General features: G+C 52.3%; 21 protein-coding genes. 11 read left to right on the top strand and 10 right to left on the bottom strand.

Features of this window, described 5'->3' with window-relative positions; genetic code table 11:
• Positions 1 to 16 precede the first annotated feature (16 nt).
• On the bottom strand, positions 17 to 196 hold the full coding sequence (locus OGV52_RS04040) for a hypothetical protein (protein WP_016152134.1): 180 nt from the start codon (positions 194 to 196) through the stop codon (positions 17 to 19).
• Between the two features lie 37 nt (positions 197 to 233).
• Here OGV52_RS04040 and fimW point away from each other — a divergent pair, with 37 nt between their 5' ends.
• The 3 genes from fimW to fimZ all read left to right on the top strand — a co-directional run bounded on the left by fimW (position 234) and on the right by fimZ (position 3155).
• On the top strand, positions 234 to 827 hold the full coding sequence (gene fimW, locus OGV52_RS04035) for a fimbria biosynthesis transcriptional regulator FimW (protein WP_016155913.1): 594 nt from the start codon (positions 234 to 236) through the stop codon (positions 825 to 827).
• Between the two features lie 385 nt (positions 828 to 1212).
• On the top strand, positions 1213 to 1935 hold the full coding sequence (gene fimY, locus OGV52_RS04030) for a fimbria biosynthesis regulator FimY (protein ID WP_047501853.1): 723 nt from the start codon (positions 1213 to 1215) through the stop codon (positions 1933 to 1935).
• Between the two features lie 587 nt (positions 1936 to 2522).
• The gene (gene fimZ, locus OGV52_RS04025) at positions 2523 to 3155 is read left to right on the top strand and encodes a fimbria biosynthesis transcriptional regulator FimZ (RefSeq protein ID WP_016152131.1); all 633 of its coding nucleotides are present in this window, start codon (positions 2523 to 2525) and stop codon (positions 3153 to 3155) included.
• A 49-nt stretch (positions 3156 to 3204) separates the two neighbouring features.
• Here the strand turns inward: fimZ and sfmF are convergent, their stop codons facing one another.
• The 6 genes from sfmF to fimA form a co-directional block, all read right to left on the bottom strand.
• Complete coding sequence (gene sfmF, locus OGV52_RS04020; RefSeq protein ID WP_047501855.1) at positions 3205 to 3741, bottom strand: fimbria assembly protein; 537 nt, start codon at positions 3739 to 3741, stop codon at positions 3205 to 3207.
• Positions 3734 to 4741 (bottom strand): type 1 fimbria D-mannose specific adhesin FimH, encoded by a 1008-nt coding sequence (fimH, locus tag OGV52_RS04015; protein WP_287108113.1) that lies wholly within the window; start codon positions 4739 to 4741, stop codon positions 3734 to 3736. The genes sfmF and fimH overlap by 8 nt, the downstream gene beginning before the upstream one ends.
• A gap of 4 nt (positions 4742 to 4745) precedes the next feature.
• Complete coding sequence (locus OGV52_RS04010) at positions 4746 to 7367, bottom strand: fimbrial biogenesis usher protein (protein WP_287108112.1); 2622 nt, start codon at positions 7365 to 7367, stop codon at positions 4746 to 4748.
• Positions 7368 to 7374: 7 nt separating this feature from the next.
• Complete coding sequence (gene fimC, locus OGV52_RS04005) at positions 7375 to 8067, bottom strand: type 1 fimbria chaperone FimC (protein WP_016152127.1); 693 nt, start codon at positions 8065 to 8067, stop codon at positions 7375 to 7377.
• Between the two features lie 41 nt (positions 8068 to 8108).
• Positions 8109 to 8642 (bottom strand): type 1 fimbrial protein subunit FimI, encoded by a 534-nt coding sequence (fimI, locus tag OGV52_RS04000; RefSeq protein WP_016152126.1) that lies wholly within the window; start codon positions 8640 to 8642, stop codon positions 8109 to 8111.
• 77 nt (positions 8643 to 8719) lie between these two features.
• Positions 8720 to 9274 (bottom strand): type 1 fimbrial major subunit FimA, encoded by a 555-nt coding sequence (gene fimA / locus OGV52_RS03995; RefSeq protein ID WP_032931075.1) that lies wholly within the window; start codon positions 9272 to 9274, stop codon positions 8720 to 8722.
• Positions 9275 to 9849: 575 nt separating this feature from the next.
• Between fimA and folD the strand changes: the two genes are divergently transcribed.
• The 3 genes from folD to OGV52_RS03980 all read left to right on the top strand — a co-directional run bounded on the left by folD (position 9850) and on the right by OGV52_RS03980 (position 11578).
• On the top strand, positions 9850 to 10716 hold the full coding sequence (gene folD, locus OGV52_RS03990) for a bifunctional methylenetetrahydrofolate dehydrogenase/methenyltetrahydrofolate cyclohydrolase FolD (protein WP_003021887.1): 867 nt from the start codon (positions 9850 to 9852) through the stop codon (positions 10714 to 10716).
• A 1-nt stretch (position 10717) separates the two neighbouring features.
• Positions 10718 to 10930 (top strand): ribosome-associated protein YbcJ, encoded by a 213-nt coding sequence (ybcJ, locus tag OGV52_RS03985; RefSeq protein WP_016152124.1) that lies wholly within the window; start codon positions 10718 to 10720, stop codon positions 10928 to 10930.
• 123 nt (positions 10931 to 11053) lie between these two features.
• Positions 11054 to 11578 carry a metal-dependent hydrolase gene (locus OGV52_RS03980; protein ID WP_046276061.1) on the top strand — a complete coding sequence of 175 codons (525 nt, stop codon included), beginning with the start codon at positions 11054 to 11056 and terminating at the stop codon, positions 11576 to 11578.
• 90 nt (positions 11579 to 11668) lie between these two features.
• Here OGV52_RS03980 and cysS read toward each other — a convergent pair whose 3' ends face one another.
• Positions 11669 to 13054, bottom strand: coding sequence for a cysteine--tRNA ligase (gene cysS / locus OGV52_RS03975; RefSeq protein ID WP_006685638.1), 1386 nt, complete (start codon positions 13052 to 13054; stop codon positions 11669 to 11671).
• A 173-nt stretch (positions 13055 to 13227) separates the two neighbouring features.
• Between cysS and ppiB the strand changes: the two genes are divergently transcribed.
• The 5 genes from ppiB to mnmH all read left to right on the top strand — a co-directional run bounded on the left by ppiB (position 13228) and on the right by mnmH (position 17377).
• The gene (gene ppiB / locus OGV52_RS03970) at positions 13228 to 13722 is read left to right on the top strand and encodes a peptidylprolyl isomerase B (protein ID WP_003021875.1); all 495 of its coding nucleotides are present in this window, start codon (positions 13228 to 13230) and stop codon (positions 13720 to 13722) included.
• Positions 13723 to 13724: 2 nt separating this feature from the next.
• Positions 13725 to 14447 carry a UDP-2,3-diacylglucosamine diphosphatase gene (lpxH, locus tag OGV52_RS03965; RefSeq protein ID WP_049282498.1) on the top strand — a complete coding sequence of 241 codons (723 nt, stop codon included), beginning with the start codon at positions 13725 to 13727 and terminating at the stop codon, positions 14445 to 14447.
• 173 nt (positions 14448 to 14620) lie between these two features.
• Positions 14621 to 15130 (top strand): 5-(carboxyamino)imidazole ribonucleotide mutase, encoded by a 510-nt coding sequence (gene purE, locus OGV52_RS03960; protein WP_016152120.1) that lies wholly within the window; start codon positions 14621 to 14623, stop codon positions 15128 to 15130.
• Positions 15127 to 16194 carry a 5-(carboxyamino)imidazole ribonucleotide synthase gene (gene purK / locus OGV52_RS03955; protein WP_047358033.1) on the top strand — a complete coding sequence of 356 codons (1068 nt, stop codon included), beginning with the start codon at positions 15127 to 15129 and terminating at the stop codon, positions 16192 to 16194. Before purE ends, purK begins: the two co-directional genes overlap by 4 nt.
• A 97-nt stretch (positions 16195 to 16291) precedes the next feature.
• Complete coding sequence (mnmH, locus tag OGV52_RS03950) at positions 16292 to 17377, top strand: tRNA 2-selenouridine(34) synthase MnmH (RefSeq protein WP_287108111.1); 1086 nt, start codon at positions 16292 to 16294, stop codon at positions 17375 to 17377.
• Here the strand turns inward: mnmH and OGV52_RS03945 are convergent, their stop codons facing one another.
• Both OGV52_RS03945 and sfbB read right to left on the bottom strand, forming a co-directional pair.
• Complete coding sequence (locus tag OGV52_RS03945) at positions 17378 to 18037, bottom strand: methionine ABC transporter permease (protein WP_003831085.1); 660 nt, start codon at positions 18035 to 18037, stop codon at positions 17378 to 17380.
• Positions 18030 to 19046 carry a virulence-associated ABC transporter ATP-binding protein SfbB gene (sfbB, locus tag OGV52_RS03940; RefSeq protein ID WP_287108110.1) on the bottom strand — a complete coding sequence of 339 codons (1017 nt, stop codon included), beginning with the start codon at positions 19044 to 19046 and terminating at the stop codon, positions 18030 to 18032. The genes OGV52_RS03945 and sfbB overlap by 8 nt, the downstream gene beginning before the upstream one ends.
• Positions 19047 to 19103 lie beyond the last annotated feature (57 nt).

The raw sequence follows: 19103 nt of genomic DNA, 5'->3' as shown, positions 1-19103 counted from the left end.
AGATGAAACGCGTGAATTATACGGTCAGCGCTTGCTGAGTCAATGCCTTTTGTTTCGGTTGCTGGCGAAGTGTACGAATGTTGATTTTTTCTGCTCGTTCAAAGGTATCCAGGAAATCACCTGGTAACAACTCAGCCCGCAAAACGTCAGATTTAGGGATGCATGTATTTAGAATATTTATGATTTTGCTTAACATTCCTTTATCCCCTCTCCAGTGGTTCAGGAACTCTTTAATGTTAAGTATCGCCATCAAGGAAGAAAACAGTCACTTCGAACATGGACTGAAAATCATCATCTCCCATCTGGCAAATCAGTGGCATCAGGAGATTAGCTTTTTACCTGTCGAAGATATCGATCGCGCTGAAATCGCGTTTATCTCACTGGATGAAGATTGGCTCAGCGCCGATTGTTACATGGTTCCTGTCCACACCAGGCGCCAACACCGGGTGGTCATCTGTAGCAAAAACGACAAAGATAAGCTGATGTTCCGCCCCTGCCTGTACATGTTGCCACTGATTTATCGGGAAGATGACGTCGACGAGATAACCAAAAAACTGGTCCTCATCCTGCAAAAACGCGCACTGCGCACTAGCGTGCCCGCGACTATCTGCCATTACTGCACCACCCGCAACTTTTCTATCGAAGAACGCCAGTTCTTAATGTTTCTCGCCAGCGGGTATACGTTAGCCGAAACGGCTCATCTGCTCTCAGTCAGCGATATCCAGGCCAAAGCGACCCGCCGCAGCATTATGAAAAAGCTGCATGTGAAAAACGATCAGCAATTCTTAAGATACATCCGCGCACATCTGAACTTTCTGCAAAATTAGACGGGGTATCTCTGCCTAATTTTTATTGAGAAATATCTCATCATCGATTAAGCATCGGCTCCTACTGTACCTGGCTTCAGGCTGCGAGAATAATCCGGCCATACTATTTCCGGGGAAAAAGAAAGACACACCCGGTAATATTTTATCTAATCTCAGAGAGAGGTTGAACTGGATAAAACGATCTTTTGGGCATTGAGTAAGACATCAGAAAACTTCCGGCAAATTATTCTGATGGGGTACGCAATCGCCAGTCTGATGATTGTTGAAGCACTGAAACCCAACGGCATAAGTCAACTCACCTTTGCGCTGACAAAAGTTTGGTTCAGGGATGTCTGTAGTCAGCAATTTATCCAGACCTGCCGCAACAGAAATGGAATGGAAAAGGATGCACAGTGCAAAACGCCGGGACCGCTATCGCCGTATACGAAACGCTAACTGTAGCTGGCAATTTCCCCACTGTACCTCACAGGTATTTGACCGGATCGAGTATCTGGCGCAAAAACTCGAATGCACCTTACCAGACGGCACTATATCTCAGGCGATAATTACGACAGACTACTATCTGGCCTATGCGCTGAGTCGACATTTATTCTCAGGTACTCGCACGGCGATCTTCCAGAGCGTTGAATCGACCTTGCTCAGCATGCAAGAGCCGGTAATTAGCCAGTTAGTGATTGACATTGAAAGCTTAACAACCCCTTATTTCGATATACTTGAAAGCCTGCGCCAGCTAATTAAGAAGCATAATGACATCCAAATCTTCATAATGCTTTCCAGTCGCGATGAAGACCTCACTACATTTATTACACTGTCCGGTCCATTTTATATCTTGCCACGCAATTTGCGCCTCCCCGAGATGCGTCATGCCTTATTATCTCCGGTTCTTAGCTATATTCATTCCAGACGCATAAATCAGCTCGACTGGGAGCTGATTACCTTACTATTACAGGGTAACTCCTTAAAAAAGATTGCATTGTTACAGACACAACCCTATCACCGTATCATTTATCGCCTGAATCAGTTGATTACGCGCCTTGGATTACCCAGCAGGCAGCGCTTTTTGCATCTGATACACCGCCTCAACGTTACCTCTACCCATTTAATTTAACACCATAACTCATTGTGCTATAAGATTTTTTAGGAAATTACTTATTTTCAAATAAGAAAACAGATCTAATTTTTACAAATATTTAATATTTACAACTATTCCTGGTATTATGCCTGGAGCCACTCCCACACTTAACCTTACTGATCCTGTGCTTTTCAATAGAAAATAGTCCCATTGCAGTCTTAACAAAACCTAAACAATTGGTTTATTGTGTCGTTTTTACTGTTTAAAAAAAATTTTCAATCTGCCATAATTCGAACCGCAGATAAATAATACCAATAGTCATTAACACATCTGGATCTTTCAGAATATCCTAACTGACATTAACAACCAGGATGTTGTAAGTCTTTTCCGAATGAGCAGAGCAGGTATAATCCCCACAGTTTCCTGATTAATTGTTAGTTTTCCCGGTGTGAAATGGATTTTCCACAAATTCATTGTTCTGCAGAAGAACAACCGAATAAACAAGGATGAAATAATATTTATTCGGCTCTCCCTCAGAACAATTCTTGGCTATTTGACAATATTATAACGCCTGATGTTTTATCAAATTCGCAAGATACGCAAACAGTTTGAGGCATACAACAATGAAACCAGCATCCGTTATCATTATGGACGAACACCCTATTGTCAGAATGTCGATAGAAGTACTACTCGAGAAAAACAGTAATATTCAGGTAGTGTTGAAAACCGATGACAGCCGTACGGCAATAGAACACCTGCGCACGTACCCGGTCGATCTTGTCATCCTGGATATTGAACTGCCTGGTTCTGATGGGTTTACATTACTCAAAAGAATAAAATCATTGCAGGAGAAAACTCGGGTACTGTTTCTGTCCTCAAAATCCGAGTCGTTTTATGCCGGGCGTGCTATCCGGGCCGGTGCAAATGGGTTTGTCAGTAAACGAAAGGATCTCAATGATATCTACAATGCGGTAAAAATGATTTTATCGGGATATTCCTTTTTCCCTTCGGATACCCTTAATTTCATTAACAATATAAATGCACAAAAAGGCGTCTTACATGACATGCCGCTCTCTAACCGTGAAGTTACCGTTTTGCGTTATCTGGCAAACGGGCTATCCAATAAGGAAATTGCTGAGCAGTTGTTACTCAGCAATAAAACGATTAGCGCTCACAAGGCTAATATCTACTCCAAGCTCGGGTTGCACACCATCGTTGAGCTGATCGATTACGCAAAAATGCATGAATTAATGTAATAACACTCCCGGCGAGATTTCGTTCGGGAGTGTTTTGTTAGCGCATTGATTAGTTATAGTTAATCATGAACGTGGCATCAGCCTTGGCAATGCCAGGCTGAACCCCAGCAGCTAACGCGATATAGTTTGCGAAAAAGGTCAGCGTGGCGTTGCCGTTGTCATCAATCCCCACGGTCTGGCTGGCCTGCTCGAGCGGCAATCGCGTACGGTCGCTGTCGTGCAGTTCGATCGCCACCTTTTGCGCCATCACCGCGTCATCAAGCGCCAGCAACGTCGTGCCCGGGGCCGGAGTTCCGGTAAACGTTATCGAAGCGGATCCCGGCGGGCAGCCTTCTAGCTTCAGCGTAAACGCGACCGGTTGAGTGGTATCTCCGCTGGTCTGAAGCTGCTTTGTCGGCCAGGTGCCTAGCTCCACAGACTTATTGCTGTCGCCGGCAATTACCGCGCAGGTAAAGTCCACCACGTTACCGCGCAGTTCAATATTGATTTCCCCCAGCGACGAAGCGGCATGGCACAACGAGCTGAATGTCAGCAGGCACACCATTGCCAGAAGTGTCCCTGCGGCTGGCGTTTGTTTGTTAGTCATAATCCACTCGCAGATAGCCACGGGCTGTAAAAGGTCCTTCGGTAGGCTTATTGCCCGTTACGCTGACCGGCCATGTTCGGATCCCCACGCTCGCCGCGGCGTTATCATCCAGTTGAAACGGGATAGTGCTGGACAGATTATTGGGCGTTAGCGGTTTACCGCTGCTGTCGGCGACAATAAAACCTAAATCCGGGTTGTCAGATACCATCATTTGCCCGGTGGCTTTCTCGGCCTCTACACGCATGGTTAAGTAGGCCTGTGCAGCGACGTTGGTACATTTTATCGCCACCGTTTTGGTCTGCGGATTGATGCCTTCAGGCCGGTTTCCCGCCCCTGCCTTGCTAAACAGCGATGCGCCAATATCACCAAAATCAAACTCAACAATCTGCCCGGCGTTTACTTCGCAGTTTTGTGGAACCTCCACCTTGCCGCTGTAGCTGATGGTATAAACCGGCACGCTTAGCGCATCTCCGGTACTGGTCGTGACATAGACGCTAAACATCGTCTGCCGCGGAATCGGCACCATGTTAATAAACGGGCGGATCACTTTGAGCTTAAACACCAGCTTTGAATCCATCACGCCAAAAGGCTGCTGCTTAGGTACGTTTGGGTGAGTCCCCATGCGAATGTAATTACGCGGGGGATAAAATAACCCGGCATAGTCATCAGTTATGCTCATGGCCCCCAGCAGGTAGTCATTGAGCTTCAGATACTGAAAACCGCCTTCGGTACTTTGCACCGGAAGTTCAGTGGAATAGCTTCGATAGGTGTAATTTACCGTTGTCCCGGCCGGACAGGTGGCCTTCACGCCAACCCAGCCAGATTTTTCCGGTAACGTCACCACCTGTCCCGGCTGGTTGTTACTACTGTTGAAGACATTCGACAGATCGTAAAAAACATCCGTTGACGTGCCATTCGAGTTTTGGCAGACCGTCGCCCAGGACGAATGGGTCATCAGCAGTAAAGCGCTTCCCAGTAACAAACCCGTTTGTCGTTTCATCGTATTATTCCTGTCGTGCTGACGGAGATTCGCACGTCACGTTCGTGAGCGTTACCGCTTGTTTCAGGTTCTCCTCTGGCAAGGCATAGCGCGCCACGCAGCGCGCGTTTGCGCCTTCCCCCCATTGGATCAACAACTCGCCTTTTAGCGGCAGGCCGCTCAGGTAGATTTGCCCGTCTTCACCCACCATGCTGGTCACGCCGCTGGTGTTTTCACGCACGACGGAGCCAAACGGCACTGGTTTACCGGCATGTTTGGCGGTAATCAGCGCCCGCACACCGATTCGTGTATCAAACGCCGCCCGCACCAGCGCCCCTTTCGTTGGCACTACGCTACTGACGTTATTCTCCACATCGGTATTGTTGTTCATGGAATTGGTGTCTAACGCGACGCGGTTATAGCGATAGACGGTGGCATATGGCATCACCGCGTATCCGCGCCAGTCGGTTTGAACGCCGGTCTGGTTCTCTATCCGTACACCCTGCGCGCCCGGCGCTTTAATCAGCACGTTGGTATCGCCCAGAGGCTGACTGAGCGTAATGCCGTCCGCATGCCCCACTACGCCGCCGGAGAGCTGCCAGTTGTAGTCATGCTGGTCACGGTCGTAGTTGTAACCCACGCCCAGCGTGCCATAGGCCGCCTGCCAGTTGGCGCTGGCGTTTCCGCTATAGCCATTGGTGCTGCTGTGCCCCTGATTCACGCTGTAGCTCAGGTTGCGCCCATCCAGCAACGTACCGCCGATCCCGCTCTGCCAGCTGTTCTGTCCGTTGCTATTACGGTTGGCATTAAAGGTGGCGTAGGTGCGATCGAGGGCGTTATCACGCGAGTAACGCCGTCCGCTCAGCAGGCTGAACGGTACAGACATATTGAACGCCAGAATACGATCGGTGTCGGAGATGCCAACCGATTCATTCCACGACCAGGAGAGTGAATAGCTAATCCCCTGCCAGCCGCTGGCATAGCCCAGTTGATACCAGGTATTGGTGTCTGAAGTATTCCAGTACATCTGCTGACTACCCGAGATATACAGCGATCCGTAATCCCCCAGATTCTGCGAAATGTTGATCTGGAAACGGCCCTTTTTGCTGTAGCTCAGGTTGTGGTAACTCGTCACATTGGGCACGTCGTGGCGATTGCCCTCACTGTCGTATTCGTACTCATAGCCTTCCATACTGCGATACGCCACATCGTCGAGGGTATAGAAGCCACGCGTTGAGTAGCGATACCCCAACAGCTGGAAGTTAGTGCCAAAATTGTTCAGCGATTTCGCATACAAGAAACGTAGAGACTGCCCCTGGTGCGTACTGTCATCCGCCAGTTGGCTGCGCGCATGGGTGAGATCGACAGAAACCGCCCCCCAGTCCCCCAGGTTTCGACCTGTGCCTAAAACCACCGCGGTGTAACGTGAGGCCAACTGCGTACCACCGTAGGCGGTATAGCCCTCTGGTAACCCGGCAATTAATGTTCCCTGGAAAAAGAACGGTGAAGATTGCTGGCTATTGCCGCTGCGAAAATCCCCGGCGACAACGTCATATTTAAAACGCCCTTCTCGTTGTAATAAGGGAACGGTGGAGTACGGCACCGTATAGCGTTGCTGGCTGCCGTCCTTCTCATCCACCGTGACCTCAAGATCACCGCTGGATGACGTTGGGTTGAGATCGGTTATCGAGAAAGCGCCGGGTGAAACATAGCTTTGATAAATCACATAGCCATTCTGACGAATGGTCAGTTTCGCTGCGGTACGCGCAATGCCGCGCACGGTAGGCGCGTAGCCCTGTAAGCTGTCGGGATACATACTGTCTGAGGAATAGAGCCGCGCACCGCGAAACCCGACGCTGTCAAAAACGTCGTTGCCAGTGTTGCTGTCGCCCATCACCAGTTCGCCCTTCAGCGGGATAATTGCGCGCTGAAGCCATGTACCGATGTTTTTCCAGCTTTGTGAGTGGTATCCGTCGCCCCTGGAGTAGCTCCACGCACCGTTGTTTCTCAGCCGCCAGGGGCCATAGTTCAGACCACTGAGCATACTGAGGAAATAGCTGTCAGTATCACTGCCACGGCTGCCGGTAAAGCTGTAGTTAACCAGCGCGGCCGGGATCCCTTCATCCCACTCTTCCGGTGGAATATAGCCGCGCGCGCTGTTTAACATTGACGCCTGTGGCAGGCTGACGTTTAAGCGCAGGGTAGAAAAATCAAACGCAATCTCGCTGCCGGGAATCGCCTCAGGTAGATTGATACAGGTATCGTTCGGATCCTTACTGAGTGCCGGAAACGCGGCGATATTGACGCCAAGGCGCTTCACCCAGTCGAGTCCAAAGCACGGCATCAGCCCACCGGACTTCTCCCCGGCTTTTGCCGCACTGGTAGTAAAACGAATATCCTGAGTGGCAACAAACTCATCGTTGCGCCAGATATCCACGCGATAAACGCCTTCAGGCTGGTGATTGCCTTTTTCAAAACGTGATAAATCCGCCACGGTTGCCGTATCCGCAGATAAAAAGGCCGGATTAAAATAGCTTTCCCCATAGCTTAGAGAGGGAAAGAGCGCCGCCAGCGTGGACAACGCCACCCCCGCCAGCGGTGGCGTAACCCCCGGTAACAGGCCAGGAAAATACGTTGTCTTATTCATCGTTATCTCAACGCACACTAACCGTTTTGGCCGGGGTCACAGCGCCATAATCATTGACCGTCTGGAACGTGACGTTGCCCTGAACGCCCGTGGGTAGCAGGACCTGCGCATCGCTTTTCGGCGCAACCATCACGTTGTCGACCTTCGTTTTCCCCACATTGAGATTGACCAACGTGACGTAGTACGCTGACGGATTGTTGATTTTCAGGTGGTTGCCGGAGCGGGAAAAGGTCAGCATTCCTGGTGCATCTTCCGGGATTTGCGGCAGATTATTCGGACGAACAAAAAGTTTGATGCGTGACAGAATTGCCAGTTGCAGAACGTTTTTGCCCTCAAGGCTGTTTTTATTGACTGACGGAATGGCTTTGACGTTCATCCAGAACAGCGACTCACGGTCTTTGGGCAGCGGTTCACCGGCATAGATGATACGCAGCGTGTTTTCGCTTTTGGGTTCACTAACAAACAGCGGAGGCGTAACCACAAACGATTTTTCTTTAGCGCCGGCGCTATTCTCAATCCATGAATTTACCAGGTAACGTTCTTTGGTATCGCTATTGCTAATAGACAGGGACGTTTGTTTAGCATCGGCCGGATAAATAACGCGAGTGGCGCCTAATGCAATGCCTCCGGCAGCCTGAACACTGGCAGCAGAAAATAAGGCCAATAAAAGGATAAAACCTGATTTTAGATAATTAAACATAGCTAAAAATACCTTTGATGCGATTATCGTTGGGAAATAAATCAGGGATAAACCAACGTAAACCACACGTCTGAGCGAAGCGTTCCCGGCGTTATATTTTCCGAGACAGCCCGATAGCGGGCAGTGAAATGAAACGTCATCTCTTGCGTTATAATCGGCGCATAATGAAGCGGCAGGGCATTCGGTATAATTTGCCGTTGGCGCTCGTCAAATAACGCCAGACCAATCCCCGAAGCCGCAGACGCATCACCGCTGGCAAGAAAAACCTGCGGATCTTCCGCTGGCGTCACGCCCGCAAACGCAATCCCAACATGGTCATAAACATCGGAGCTGCACGACGTTAAGCGCAGTGAAAACGGTACGCTGGTAGAGGCGAAGCTTCCCGTCCCAGAGAAAGCATTGGTGCGATACTGCCCCATTTGCACCCGCATATCCTGACTGTCAGTGGCGACCGTACAGGCGCCGTTGACGAGCTGCCCCCGTAAGTGGACGCGGCCACTTTCCAGTATTACCGTATGTGAAAGCACAGGCATTACGCACAGCATTCCCGCCAGCGCCACGCCTTTCCCTATCATCTGCCGCATCCTTCATCATCCCCGGATATTGCCTCATCCATTGAGGCGAACGTCTTCCTTGCGCAAATCAAAACGGCTTATTCGTACTTCATGATGAACGTCGCGTCGGCATTTGCCTGACCCGGCGTTGCGCTTGCGGCAGTGGCTTTGTAACGCGCAGAGAAACGCAGGGTGTTGGTCCCTTCTACCAGCGCCTGAGCGGTAGAGAAGGTTGCACCATCCGGCTTCAGCGCGGTGGACGTATTGTCCAGAATTTCAATCCCAACACCGCCCGCAGTGGTACCGTTGTCTGCAGAAGAGACGGCCAGCAGATTGTTATTGGTATTATCGGACTGGCCAGAGAAAGCAACGGCTGCAGTTGCGGCAACGTTCGGGTCACAGTCGTTCAGCACGATAGAGAACGGAATTTGTGCTGTAGTGTCACCCACTGCGGCAAAACTGGCAGTACGATACTGGCCTAGCGTCACAACCTGATCGGATGACTGAGTACTGACTGCACAGGCTGCATTGACCAGTTCACCTTCAAAATGCACAGTACCGCCGCTAACGCTTACCGGATCGGCTGCAACCGCTGCACCGGCGACTAACATCAGGCTGGCAATAACAGAAGAGGTCATTAATTTACGTTTCATGGATTTCCCTTGAATTACACACATCCGGCTCCAGCATCCTGCGGGATCCGTTTGAATCATTATCGACATTAAATGTCAGGCTAATTATCTCTGCATCCTGTAAAGATATATATCGCATGAGAATTAGCTAACCTTTTACCCCAATTCTCCTGAGTATTTGATTCACTAATTATTCCTCGCGAATATGACTATTCGTCACAGCGATAAATTAAACATTTCAATTAATGAAAAATACCTGCAAATCCTTTTAATGACCCTAGCTAATTCTTAATGGGACCTAGGAAAAATCTGGGTGGGAATGAGGTAAAATCTCTCATAATTAACCGTAACAGACTGGTTTGTGACGCATTACCCCTGAAAATACCAGGGTGATGAGTTGTTTCATTCACGTTAATTTTAATTAGCATGCTCATTAATTATCCGTAAGGCTTAAGCCTCTGTCCTGACCCCATTCGCAGATCGTGACGCCCCCTGGCGCACGTAAAAATGCAAACGAAAACTGACAGCACGTCCCGCTTCTGACAAAATAGCGGCATCCCCTTCGATTTAACGTAACAGACGGAATCCTCTCTCTGATGGCAGCAAAGATTATTGACGGTAAAACGATTGCGCAGCAGGTGCGCTCTGAGGTTGCTCAAAAAGTTCAGGCGCGTTTAGCGGCTGGATTACGCGCCCCAGGCCTGGCTGTTGTGCTGGTAGGTAGCAACCCGGCTTCGCAGATTTATGTCGCGAGTAAACGCAAAGCCTGTGACGAGGTGGGGTTTGTCTCCCGCTCCTATGACCTGCCTGAAACCACCAGCGAGGCGGAGCTGCTCGAGCTGATCGATACGCTCAATGCAGATACCACCATCGACGGTATTCTGGTCCAACTGCCGTTACCTGCGGGTATCGACAACGTTAAAGTTCTCGAGCGTATTGCGCCGGATAAAGACGTTGACGGTTTCCACCCGTATAACGTTGGTCGCCTGTGCCAGCGTGCGCCGCGCCTGCGCCCGTGTACTCCGCGCGGTATTGTGACTCTGCTTGAGCGTTACAATATCGACACCTACGGTCTGAATGCGGTCGTTATTGGCGCGTCGAATATTGTTGGCCGCCCGATGAGCATGGAGCTGCTGCTGGCTGGCTGCACCACCACCGTCACCCACCGGTTCACCAAAGATCTGCGTCGCCATGTAGAGCATGCAGACCTGCTGATTGTTGCCGTCGGCAAACCTGGCTTTATTCCCGGCGAGTGGATAAAAGAAGGTGCGATTGTGATTGATGTCGGCATCAACCGTCTGGAGAATGGTAAGGTTGTTGGCGATGTGGTCTTTGAAGATGCCGCCGCACGCGCGTCATACATCACGCCGGTACCCGGCGGCGTAGGCCCAATGACGGTCGCCACACTTATCGAAAACACGCTGCAGGCGTGTGTTGAATATCATGATGTAAAGGACGTTTAAGATGGCCACATTTTCACTGGGTAAACACCCACACGTTGAACTCTGCGATTTGCTGAAGCTGGAAGGCTGGAGCGAAAGCGGCGCCCAGGCAAAAATTGCTATTGGCGAAGGGTTAGTGAAGGTCGATGGTGCTGTAGAAACGCGTAAACGCTGCAAAATCGTTGCCGGACAGACCGTCAGCTTTGAAGGCCACAGCATTAACGTCGTGGCGTGATCCCAGGTGCCGGATGAGGTTAACCCCTGTCCGGCCACTTCCTCTCTCCTTTTCAGATAATGACTTCATCACCACTTCACAGTGAACTGTTAGCATGTTGTTTTTCCACACGAAGCGATCATCATGCCAACAATCGTTACCCACGCTGCCGTTCCACTCTGTTTAGGATTAGGTCTCGGGCGTAAAGTCATCCCCCCGCAATTACTGTTTACTGGCGTCATTTTGGCTATGCTGCCGGATGCCGACGTACTGTCGTTTAAGCTTGGCGTCGCCTACGGCAACGTGTTTGGTCACCGCGGTTTTACCCATTCGCTGCTGTTCGCCTTCGTGGTGCCGCTGCTCTGCGTATGGATGGGTCGACGATGGTTTAAGGCAGGCTTAATTCGCTGCTGGCTATTTCTGACGGTTTCACTGCTGTCGCACAGCCTGTTGGATTCGGTCACCACTGGCGGCAAAGGCGTCGGCTGGCTGTGGCCGTGGTCGGATGAACGCTTCTTTGCGCCGTGGCAGGTGATTAAAGTCGCCCCGTTTGCGCTATCACGCTACGCCACACCATACGGGCACCAGGTGATAATTTCGGAGTTGATATGGGTATGGCTACCGGGAGTTATGATGATGGGTGTGCTGTGGTGGTATCGGAAATATTAATTTGCCGGATACGACAAGCGTCTTATCCGACCGACATTCGTACATTGATTGCCGGACAGGGCGCGAGCCGCCATCCGGCAATCAATATCATTACTTACGGCGCCAGGTAGTGCCCTGCGGGCCATCTTCCAGCACGATACCCATCTCATTGAGACGGTCACGCGCGGCGTCAGCTGCCGCCCAGTCTTTGGCTTTACGGGCATCCAGACGCTGCTGGATTAACGCTTCAATTTCAGCAACTTCACCGTCATCCGCCTGCGCTCCGCTTTGCAGGAATGCTTCAGGCTCCTGTTCCAGCAGGCCCAGCACGCTGGAAAGCTTACGCAGATGCGAAGCCATACCGTTAGCCGCCGCCATATCTTCACCCTTCAGGCGGTTAACCTCACGCGCCATATCAAACAGCACGGAGTAGGCTTCCGGCGTATTGAAGTCATCGTCCATCGCTTCAATGAAGCGTGCTTCAAAGGCTTCGCCACCGGCTGGGGCAACGGACTTATCGGTGCCGCGCAGCGCGGTATACAGACGCTCCAGTGCAGAGCGCGCCTGCTTCAGGTTCTCTTCGCTGTAGTTTAACTGGCTACGGTAATGACCAGACATCAGGAAGTAGCGAATGGTTTCGGCGTCGTAGTATTTCAGCACGTCACGCACGGTAAAGAAGTTGCCCAACGATTTGGACATTTTCTCCCGGTCAACCATCACCATCCCGGAGTGCATCCAGTAATTAACGTATTCACCGTCATGCGCACAGGTGGACTGAGCGATTTCGTTTTCATGGTGCGGGAACATCAGATCCGAACCACCGCCATGAATATCAAAATGGTTGCCCAACTGTTTGCAGTTCATCGCCGAACATTCGATGTGCCAGCCAGGACGACCCGCGCCCCACGGAGACGGCCAGCTCGGCTCGCCTTCTTTGGACATTTTCCACAGCACGAAGTCCATCGGGTTGCGCTTCACATCAACCACATCAACGCGTGCGCCCGCCTGCAGCTGATCCAGATCCTGGCGTGACAGCTGACCATAGTTCGGGTCAGTCGGCACGTCGAACATCACGTCGCCGTTATCAGCGACATATGCGTGACCTTTGGCAATCAGTTGTTCAGTGATTTCAATGATCTCAGCGATATGGTGCGTAGCGCGCGGCTCCAGATCCGGGCGCAGAATATTCAGCGCGTCGAAATCGCTATGCATTTCCGCGATCATTCTGTCGACCAACGCCACAAAGCTCTCACCGTTTTCATTCGCGCGCTTGATGATTTTGTCATCGATATCAGTAATATTGCGCACATACTTCAGCTTATAGCCGAGGAAGCGCAGATAGCGCGCGACAACGTCGAAAGAAACGAAGGTACGTCCGTGGCCAATATGACAGAGATCGTAAACGGTAATACCACACACGTACATGCCGACTTCCCCGGCATGAATAGGTTTGAATTCCTCTTTTTGGCGCGTCAGTGTATTAAAGATTTTTAACATCGAAGATTCCGTGTAGACGTGTGTGGATAGTAAAGTCTGTATAATACCCATAATTTAGACCGGAAGCAGCACACTTTGCGAGGTGATCGCAGCTTGCGGTTATGCTATAACACACCCCTAACTCTGACCCTTCACGGGGTCGAAGCACCAATCTATCGGAACAGGATGCAAAAATGGTTACTTTCCACACTAATCACGGCGATATCGTAATCAAAACGTTTGATGATAAAGCGCCTGAAACAGTTAAAAACTTCCTGGACTACTGCCGCGAAGGTTTTTACAACAACACCATTTTCCACCGTGTTATTAACGGTTTCATGATCCAGGGCGGCGGTTTCGAACCGGGCATGAAGCAAAAAGCCACGAAAGAAGCGATCAAAAACGAAGCGAACAACGGTCTGAAAAACACCCGTGGTACGCTGGCGATGGCGCGTACTCAGGCTCCGCACTCCGCAACCGCACAGTTCTTCATCAACGTTGCAGACAACGACTTCCTGAACTTCTCCGGCGAAAGCATGCAGGGTTGGGGTTATTGCGTGTTTGCTGAAGTTGTTGAAGGCATGGACGTGGTTGATAAAATCAAAGGCGTTTCCACTGGTCGCAGCGGTATGCACCAGGATGTGCCAAAAGAAGACGTCATCATCGAAAACGTGACCGTCAGCGAGTAATCGTGACGACACTGTTTATTGCAGATCTTCACCTCTGCACAGAAGAACCGGCGATCACCGCCGGTTTTCTGCGTTTTTTAGCCGGTGATGCGCGAAAAGCTGATGCACTGTACATTCTCGGCGACCTGTTTGAAGCCTGGATTGGCGACGACGACCCAAACCCACTGCATCATGAAATAGCCGCGGCGATAAAATCACTGGTTGATTCCGGCGTTCCCTGCTTTTTTATTCACGGCAACCGAGATTTTCTGCTCGGCAAACGTTTTGCCCGTGAAAGCGGCATGAGCTTGCTGCCTGAGAAAAAAGTACTCAACCTGTATGGCCGCAAGGTATTGATCATGCATGGCGACACTTTGTGTACCGACGATGCAGGCTATCAGGCGTTTCGCGCCAAAGTACATCAACCCTGGCTACAGAAGCTGTTCCTCTCCCTACCTCTGTTCGTTCGCCAACGTATCGCCGCGAAAATGCGCGCCAACAGCAAAGCGGCCAACAGCAGCAAGTCACTGGAGATCATGGATGTGAATCCGCAGGCCGTCATCACCGAGATGGAAATGCATCAGGTCCAGTGGTTAATTCACGGCCACACCCACCGCCCGGCAGTCCACGAACTTACGGCCAATGAACAACCCGCTTTCCGCGTGGTATTAGGCGCATGGCACACCGAAGGGTCGATGATCAAAGTCACGCCAGATGACGTTGAACTGATCGCATTTCCGTTTTAATTCCGCAGATATCCAGTTCCTCTTTACACAAAACTCGTTGCGATGTAGCCAACTACAAAGGCTGCCTGAAGGGTGAAGTGTAAAGCGCGCAATCGTTTTCCTTGACGGCGAATTATGCTATTCTCTGTGGCCTCAAAAGTCGAGTGTAGTGCATCACAGGAGTTTTCAGACGCATGTCTTCCCGCAATAACCCGGCGCGTGTCGCCATCGTGATGGGGTCCAAAAGCGACTGGGCTACCATGCAGTTCGCCGCCGAAATCTTCGAAATTCTGAACGTGCCGCATCATGTTGAAGTCGTCTCCGCCCACCGCACCCCTGACAAGCTGTTTAGCTTCGCCGAAAGCGCAGAAGAGAACGGCTATCAGGTGATCATTGCCGGTGCTGGTGGCGCTGCGCATCTGCCGGGCATGATTGCGGCGAAAACGCTGGTGCCTGTTTTAGGCGTCCCGGTGCAAAGCGCGGCGCTGAGCGGCGTAGATAGCCTTTACTCCATCGTACAGATGCCGCGCGGTATTCCGGTCGGAACGCTGGCTATCGGCAAAGCGGGCGCGGCAAATGCGGCCCTGCTGGCGGCACAAATTCTGGCAACACACGACAAAGCATTACACCAGCGTCTGAACGACTGGCGCAAAGCACAAACCGACGAGGTGCTGGAGAATCCGGACCCGCGAGGTGCGGCATGAAGCAGGTCTGCGTACTCGGTAACGGTCAGCTAGGGCGCATGCTGCGCCAGGCCGGTGAGCCGCTGGGCATTGCAGTCTGGCCCGTCGGGCTGGATGCCGAACCAGCAGCGGTCCCTTTTCAGCAAAGCGTGATCACCGCTGAGATTGAGCGCTGGCCGGAAACGGCGCTCACCCGCGAGCTCGCGCGCCATCCGGCATTTGTCAACCGCGACGTTTTCCCAATTATTGCCGACCGTCTGACGCAAAAGCAGCTTTTTGACAAGCTCGGCCTGGCAACTGCGCCGTGGCAGTTGCTGGCGGATAAAAGCGAATGGCCTGCAGTATTCGACAAACTCGGTGAGCTGGCGATCGTGAAACGTCGCGTCGGCGGTTACGACGGTCGTGGGCAGTGGCGTTTGCGCGCAAATGAAACCGAACAACTGCCGGACGACTGCTACGGCGAGTGCATCGTTGAGCGGGGAATCAACTTCTCTGGTGAAGTCTCACTGGTTGGCGCTCGTGCGCACGACGGTAGCACCGTCTTCTATCCGCTGACCCATAACCTGCACCAGGACGGCATTCTGCGCACCAGCGTGGTCTTCCCGCAGGCTAACGCCAAACAGCAGAAACAGGCCGAAGCGATGCTCTCTGCCATCATGCAGGAGCTGGGCTATGTCGGCGTGATGGCGATGGAATGTTTCATCACCCCGGAAGGTCTGCTGATTAACGAACTGGCTCCACGCGTGCACAACAGCGGGCACTGGACGCAAAACGGTGCCAGCATCAGCCAGTTTGAGCTGCACCTGCGCGCCATTACCAACCTGCCGTTACCCACGCCGGTAGTGAACACTCCTTCGGTGATGGTAAATCTGATTGGTAGCGACCTGAACTATGACTGGCTGAAGCTGCCGCTGGTGCATCTGCACTGGTATGACAAAGAGGTGCGTGAAGGGCGTAAGGTGGGACACCTGAACCTGAGCGACAGCGATACCGCGCGTCTTAGCGCGACGCTGGAAGCGCTTATCCCCCTGCTGCCGCCGGAATATGCCAGCGGTATTATCTGGGCGCAGTCAACGCTGAAATAAGCCATTAATGCCGGGGATTTGATTTTATCCTTCCCCGGCCCCGCCTCTGGCGCGTAAAATCCCCTCCATTGCTGTTTTTGTATTTTCAGGATCACACATGAACGCTGGAACGGACTATCGCGCAATTTTGCTCGCTGGTACGCCTATAATCGATGTACGCGCCCCCGTCGAATTTCTGCAAGGCGCAATGCCGGGAGCAATCAACCTTCCCCTGATGAACGATGACGAACGTGCCGCCGTGGGTACCTGTTATAAACGTCAGGGACCCGAGGCAGCCCTCACGCTCGGCCATCAATTGGTCTGCGGCGAGACTCGCCAACAACGTATGAAGGCCTGGCTGGATGCCTGTCGTCAAAATCCTGCGGGTTATTTATGCTGCGCGCGCGGCGGTCAGCGTTCGCACATTGTGCAGCAGTGGCTGCACGAGTCCGGGATTGACTACCCGCTGATACACGGCGGCTACAAAGCCCTGCGTCAGGCGGCGATTCAGCTGACGGAAGAATTAGTGCAAAAGCCGATCGTCTTAATTGGCGGCTGTACCGGGAACGGTAAAACGCAGCTGGTGCAACAGCAGCCGAACGGCGTGGATCTCGAAGGTCTGGCGCACCATCGCGGTTCCTCGTTTGGTCGCACCGTTGAACCGCAGCTGAGTCAGGCGAGTTTTGAAAACCTGCTGGCGGTCGAAATGCTCAGAACCGACAGCCGTCAGGATCTGCGTCTGTGGGTACTGGAAGATGAAGGCCGCATGATCGGGGCTAATCATCTGCCCGAATGCCTGCGCGAACGCATGACCCAGGCATCTATTGCAGTGGTGGACGATCCTTTTGAGCGTCGTCTGGAGCGACTGCGCGAAGAGTATTTCGTGCGGATGCACCACGATTTTACCCATGCTTATGGCGAGAGTCAGGGCTGGCAGGAGTATAGCGAGTATCTGCACCACGGCCTGTTTGCTATTCGCCGCCGTCTGGGTTTACAACGTTTTGCCGAGCTGACCGCCCTGCTCGACGTGGCTCTGCGCGAACAGCAAGCGACGGGCAGTACCGACGCCCATATGGGCTGGCTGGTACCGTTGCTCAACGAGTATTACGACCCGATGTATCGTTATCAACTGGAAAAGAAAGCCGCGAAAGTCGTCTTTCGCGGCACATGGCAGGACGTTGCCGGATGGCTTAACGCACAGTGATCAGTGTCTGTCGCGCTTATCCGCGCGTTTCGCCAGCCAGTCGCCCAGCACCTGAACGACCTGCACCAGAATAATCAGCGCCACCACGGTGACGATCATGACCTGGGTTTCGTAGCGGTAATAACCAAAGCGAATCGCCAGGTCGCCTACCCCACCGCCGCCAACGATTCCGGCCATCGCGGAGTAACCGATCAGACTCACCAGCGTTATCGTCAACCCACGCAGCAGACCCGCGCTCGCTTCAGGTAACAGAACGGTGCAGATGATGCGCATCGGGCTGGCGCCAAAGGCTTCCGCCGCTTCAATAATGCCTTTATCGACTTCGCGCAGTGCGCTGTCGACCAGACGGGCATAAAAAGCGATTGCCGCCACCGAGAGCGGGACCGACGCCGCAATCGGCCCAATGGTATTTCCGAGTAAAAACTGGGTGAGCGGCAGCAGCAGCACCAGCAGGATCACAAACGGCACCGAACGGATGATATTCACCAGCACGGAGCTGAGCAGATACACAAAACGGTTTTGCCAGAATAAATGCCGGTCGGTGACGAAAATAAGAAAACCGAGCGGCAGACCGCCAATAATCGCCAGCACCGTAGAGATGCTTAGCATCTGAAAGGTTTCATTAAACGCCAGCGTCAAATCAGGCAATAAATCATCCACGAATCACCTCCACCTGTGCCGTGCGTTGACGAATATGCTCCACGGCGACATCCACCGCAGAAGGGTTATGCGGCGCGGTCAGTTGCACCACCAGAATCCCCAGCGCACGCTCGCCGATATATTCAATTTTGCCGTGCAGAATGTTCACCGCCACACCAAATTTAACCGCGACTTCAGACAACACCGGCTGTTCCGCCGAATCGCCGATGAACAGAATTTTCAGCAACTGGCCAGGCAAATGTTGACGCAAGCGTTCGGGTAGCGTCAGATTGAGGGTATGCGACACCAGTTGCTGCGTGAAAGCGTGCTGCGGGTGAGCAAAAACGTCAAACACCTCACCGGACTCCACCACCTTGCCGCCGGACATCACCGCCACACGATCGCAAATCGATTTGATCACGTTCATCTCGTGAGTGATCAGCACGATCGTGATCCCCAGCTGTTGGTTGATCTGCTTAAGCAATGCCAGAATAGTGGCCGACGTTTCCAGATCCAGCGCAGAGGTCGGTTCATCACACAGCAGCACATCCGGGTGATTGGCAATCGCACGGGCAATACCAACGCGCTGCTTTTGCCCGCCGCTGAGCTGCACAGGAAAGCGGTTCGCCTTGTCAGACAGCCCCACCAGCGTCAGGATTTCGCTGACGCGTGGGCCAATTTTACTGCGCTCCCATCCGGCAGCTTTCAGGCTGAAAGCGACGTTTTGCGCCACGGTACGGGTATGCATCAGATTAAAATGCTGAAAAATCATCCCAATACGCTGACGGGCTTTACGTAGTTGCGCCCCTTCCAGCGCGGAAATTTCTACGCCGTTAACCTTTACGCTTCCCAGGCCTGGTCGCGTTAAGGCGTTCAGGGTGCGCAGCAGCGTACTTTTCCCCGCGCCGCTGGTCCCGACAATGCCAAATATCTCACCTGCGCCTATGCGCAAGCTGACGTCATCAACCGCCCGGGTTGATGGTCCACGGCAGGCGCTAAAATCCACGCAAACCTTTTCTATCTCAATCATAGCCACCTCAGAAATGCGAAAAGGGCAGTCGCCGCTGCCCCTGTTAACCTTGTGCGC

The sequence above is a fragment of the Citrobacter sp. Cb041 genome, assembly GCF_030336655.1.
Taxonomy (GTDB): Bacteria; Pseudomonadota; Gammaproteobacteria; order Enterobacterales; family Enterobacteriaceae; genus Citrobacter; species Citrobacter braakii.
This window is presented reverse-complemented; position numbering and strand designations above follow the sequence as displayed.

Coding starts and splice junctions, on each gene's coding strand:
- ppiB (WP_003021875.1), top strand. CDS start 13,228: ATGGTTACTTTCCACACTAATCACGGCGATATCGTAATCAAAACGTTT.
- fimW (WP_016155913.1), top strand. CDS start 234: ATGTTAAGTATCGCCATCAAGGAAGAAAACAGTCACTTCGAACATGGA.
- cysS (WP_006685638.1), bottom strand. CDS start 13,054: ATGTTAAAAATCTTTAATACACTGACGCGCCAAAAAGAGGAATTCAAA.
- fimA (WP_032931075.1), bottom strand. CDS start 9,274: ATGAAACGTAAATTAATGACCTCTTCTGTTATTGCCAGCCTGATGTTA.
- fimY (WP_047501853.1), top strand. CDS start 1,213: ATGCACAGTGCAAAACGCCGGGACCGCTATCGCCGTATACGAAACGCT.
- ybcJ (WP_016152124.1), top strand. CDS start 10,718: ATGGCCACATTTTCACTGGGTAAACACCCACACGTTGAACTCTGCGAT.
- OGV52_RS03980 (WP_046276061.1), top strand. CDS start 11,054: ATGCCAACAATCGTTACCCACGCTGCCGTTCCACTCTGTTTAGGATTA.
- fimH (WP_287108113.1), bottom strand. CDS start 4,741: ATGAAACGACAAACGGGTTTGTTACTGGGAAGCGCTTTACTGCTGATG.
- OGV52_RS04010 (WP_287108112.1), bottom strand. CDS start 7,367: ATGAATAAGACAACGTATTTTCCTGGCCTGTTACCGGGGGTTACGCCA.
- mnmH (WP_287108111.1), top strand. CDS start 16,292: ATGAACGCTGGAACGGACTATCGCGCAATTTTGCTCGCTGGTACGCCT.
- folD (WP_003021887.1), top strand. CDS start 9,850: ATGGCAGCAAAGATTATTGACGGTAAAACGATTGCGCAGCAGGTGCGC.
- fimZ (WP_016152131.1), top strand. CDS start 2,523: ATGAAACCAGCATCCGTTATCATTATGGACGAACACCCTATTGTCAGA.
- fimC (WP_016152127.1), bottom strand. CDS start 8,067: ATGTTTAATTATCTAAAATCAGGTTTTATCCTTTTATTGGCCTTATTT.
- sfbB (WP_287108110.1), bottom strand. CDS start 19,046: ATGATTGAGATAGAAAAGGTTTGCGTGGATTTTAGCGCCTGCCGTGGA.
- purK (WP_047358033.1), top strand. CDS start 15,127: ATGAAGCAGGTCTGCGTACTCGGTAACGGTCAGCTAGGGCGCATGCTG.
- fimI (WP_016152126.1), bottom strand. CDS start 8,642: ATGATAGGGAAAGGCGTGGCGCTGGCGGGAATGCTGTGCGTAATGCCT.
- purE (WP_016152120.1), top strand. CDS start 14,621: ATGTCTTCCCGCAATAACCCGGCGCGTGTCGCCATCGTGATGGGGTCC.
- sfmF (WP_047501855.1), bottom strand. CDS start 3,741: ATGACTAACAAACAAACGCCAGCCGCAGGGACACTTCTGGCAATGGTG.
- OGV52_RS04040 (WP_016152134.1), bottom strand. CDS start 196: ATGTTAAGCAAAATCATAAATATTCTAAATACATGCATCCCTAAATCT.